This is a genomic window from Moorena sp. SIO4A5, assembly GCF_010672005.1.
Classification (GTDB): Bacteria; Cyanobacteriota; Cyanobacteriia; order Cyanobacteriales; family Coleofasciculaceae; genus Moorena.
In genome coordinates this window covers 1-3153 of the sequence record NZ_JAAHHZ010000567.1, presented here as the reverse complement: position 1 = coordinate 3153, position 3153 = coordinate 1, and the positions used below count along the sequence as shown (strand labels likewise).

Genomic DNA, 3153 nt, shown 5'->3' with positions numbered 1-3153 from the left:
CCTCCTTTCATTGTCTTGATGCAGTCGCTGAGGATGTTACAATCAAAAAGCTGCTGGGAATAGTAGGTAAAAACAGACATTATTTAAGATGCTTACCCATTGGAAACAATCCCTAGCCAAGAGTGCTGGACTATTGGCTGTTTTGACTCTTGTACAGGGTTTCTGCGTGAGTCAATCAGCTTCTGCGCAATGCGTGCCGAGTAATTTTTCCTCCGACTGGTTACAACGACAGGAGTACCTCGGTGGTCACACCATTGATCGCCATGTTGGTAAAAGTGATCAAGAACTAGTAGACCGATTAATTAATGCTCCCAGAATCAGCGCAGCTAGCACCTATCCCGATTTGGGAACTGCTGCCACTAATATTAAAGCTGCTTTGAGAGCCAACCGGAATAGATTAAATAGTTGGGTTCTTGATGCTGCTATAGGTGAGAAGCGAGCTGTTAACTATAGGGCTAGGGAAGTAGTTGGTCGTGTGGCTAGCCGTCCTCCTTCTCTGAGCAATATTTCTAATAGTAGGAAGTTGCGTGTGGTTATGGAAAAAACAGCAAAAGGAGATTGCTTACTTCTTACGTCATATCCCGCTAGATAACTGCTCAGGGGATTGTAGATTGTAGATATGTAAGCACTCAGCTATCAGCTATCAGCTATCAGCTATCAGCGAACAGCGATTAGCGCTACGCGCACGGGTGCGCGTTCAGCTTTTTAATAAAAGAGGTAAGCATTGGTTTAATATGAGTTAAGTCTCCTGACGGCTGACGGCTGACGGCTGAATGCTTACGTAGATTTTATAGTTTAGACTGACCCTTGCTTAAACTATAATATCTTGTATTTATTTAATCTTCAGTCTCTAATTATCTAATATTTAGTCATTACTCAACATTAGCAATTAACTATACACCAAAAATCTACCCATGAGCCAAAAACCTAACTACGAAAATCTCTACAGTTTTCTTGCTGGGGAGTTTGCTGAAGCTGATTTTGAAGGTAAAAGTGATGAAGAGGTAGTTCTTGGCTGCAACAATCCAGAACTTGCCAAGTGGCATCGTACCATCATTACCGAAGGACGGGTTGCTTTGGCTTCTCCCTCCTTTCCCTGGAAAGATGTGGGTGACTATGCCAATCGCCATTTTGAAACTGAAGAAAGTGCTAGAAAATGGCTAACAGAAATGCTCGACCTGTTGGAAAGTGGTCTTGATCAAGTATCCCGAGGAGAGTAAAGTACTTTATCTGATAGCTGATAGCACCTCAAGTAGCGTGGCACAGGCTTCTAGCCTGAAGCAGAAATCCTAGGGTTGCAGGAGGAACGTACAAAGGAAGCAAAAGCACGACTAGCAGAATACAAGAAAAGAGTTAGAAAACAAAAATTATTGATTGTCGGAGTTATTCTAGCATTTGTAGCGGGTGTTGGCACTCTTATCTATGAAATTGAACAAAAGAGGCAAAATAAGTTGACTAACACGTGGGCTAAGATTAACTCTAAAGTTGCTACAATAAACTATCTTCTCTCAGAAGCAAAGGAGTCTTTACCAGAAAACCAGAAAAACCCTACTATGGCTTTACGCCTTGCCGAGGCTGCTTATAAGATTAACAAGAAAGGGCCTCAGGCTTCAGAAGTACTGAGTAGAGTCTACCATTCAGCAATTCATAACCGCTCCTTTTTTTACTCTGCCAATATGGGACATAGGAGTGCTGTGACTAGTGCAGTATTCTCGCCGGATGGTAGTAGAATTCTCACGGCTTCAGAGGATACCACCGCAAGATTGTGGAATCTCAAGGGGGAGCTAATCACTACCTTAGCCGGACATTCTGCTAGGGTTAATTCTGCTGTATTTTCCCCAGATGGCAACACAATAGTGACTACCTCACAGGATAAAACGGCTAAGTTGTGGGATAAGGAAGGCAATTTGCTCAATACCTTACGAGGGCACGATTGCGATCGCAACGGTCAGTGCAGGGTTAATTCTGCCCTCTTTTCCCCAGATGGTCAGGTATTCTAGATAAAATCCTAATGATGTCAGATACCCTGATTGATTGACTTTTTTGGCTTCGTAGGTTGGGTTGAAGATAGTGAAACCCAACCCTGGCAATGGTTTTAGGTACAATCAAGGGGTTTAGGAGTTTTGTGAGTCAATCAGGGCATCGGGGACGCGCCCGGGAAACCCGAACGCGCCCCGCGTCGGCTGTGGCCTACGGCCACGCTACGCGAACGCATTCGAGAGCGTTGCAGGTTGGGGTACTTCACAGCTGATGCTGTTATATAGCAATCCTAAATCAATTGAGAGAATGTTTGTTCCCTGTTCCCTGCTCCCTGCTCCCTGTTCCCTGTTCCCTGTTCCCTGTTCCCTTTGCTATAGATTTAATAAATCCCAGTCAATTGTCGCAAGATTGGTAAAACTAAGGTAATGGGGGTTTGCTCTTCAATGGTGACTTGTACTGTTACAGTGGTTCCTGAAGTCACTGTCAACGACGGTCCTTGAGAAGAAGACCAAGCATAACCACTAGGAGTCGAGGAGTCAGCCTGTAACTTCCCATGGATTTCAATAACAGGTCTGATTTTAGATGCCAAATTTTCAGCTATTGTAGAGTTTCCTATCAGTTTAGTGGCTCCTTGTTGAGTAATAGGAAAAGGAGATACTTCCGAGACAGTACCAATAATACTACCAAATTTTTCTCGGCGAACTGTATCAGGTGTAACATAGATTTTCATACCAGGTTTGATCTTTTTACCCTGCCCAACAGGAAAGTAAGCAACGGTTGAGAGACTGTCTGATGAACTCTGTCTTTGAATCACTCCTAAAGAAAACCCTTTATCAATAACAGAACCTTTACTAGCAGTTATGTTCAGAAAACAACCCGAATAAGGACTTTTGATAGCTTTATTATCATTATACTGTTTAGAAAGTTGGGCTAGATCGTACTTAACCTGTTGAATTTGATTTTCTCTTTTGCTAGAATCTTCTAAGTTTTGCTGTTCAAGTTTTTTTCTTTCTGTAGCTAAGGTTTTTAGATCTGTTTTTTGTTGAGCAACTTGATTCATATTTTTCAAGTATTTCTCTCTAGTTTCAGTTACATTAACTGTCAATTCTCTCAATTCAGCTTGATGCTTGCTAATGGTACTTAAGTTATCTAAATATTGCTGTTCGACTTCAG

4 protein-coding genes are annotated in these 3153 nt (G+C 42.3%); 3 read left to right on the top strand and 1 reads right to left on the bottom strand.

Going from position 1 to position 3153, the window contains the following annotated elements; all coding sequences use genetic code 11:
* The first annotated feature begins 88 nt into the window (after positions 1-88).
* From F6K57_RS41095 to F6K57_RS41085, 3 genes are all read left to right on the top strand, one after another.
* A complete protein-coding gene (locus F6K57_RS41095) occupies positions 89-592 on the top strand; it encodes an RNase A-like domain-containing protein (RefSeq protein ID WP_293074819.1) in 504 nt (167 codons plus the stop codon).
* Between the two features lie 322 nt (positions 593-914).
* On the top strand, positions 915-1220 hold the full coding sequence (locus F6K57_RS41090; protein WP_075904929.1) for a hypothetical protein: 306 nt from the start codon (positions 915-917) through the stop codon (positions 1218-1220).
* A gap of 75 nt (positions 1221-1295) precedes the next feature.
* Entirely contained in the window at positions 1296-2000 is a 705-nt protein-coding gene (locus tag F6K57_RS41085; protein WP_075904932.1) for a hypothetical protein, read from the top strand.
* Between the two features lie 359 nt (positions 2001-2359).
* Here F6K57_RS41085 and F6K57_RS41080 read toward each other — a convergent pair.
* Positions 2360-3153 (bottom strand): NHLP bacteriocin system secretion protein (locus F6K57_RS41080; RefSeq protein WP_293074815.1); only part of this gene is annotated, 794 nt, incomplete at its 5' end.

What these genes read in the sequence shown, in the direction of transcription:
- F6K57_RS41095 (WP_293074819.1), top strand. Translation starts at nt 89, where the DNA reads ATGCTTACCCATTGGAAACAATCCCTAGCCAAGAGTGCTGGACTATTG.
- F6K57_RS41090 (WP_075904929.1), top strand. Translation starts at nt 915, where the DNA reads ATGAGCCAAAAACCTAACTACGAAAATCTCTACAGTTTTCTTGCTGGG.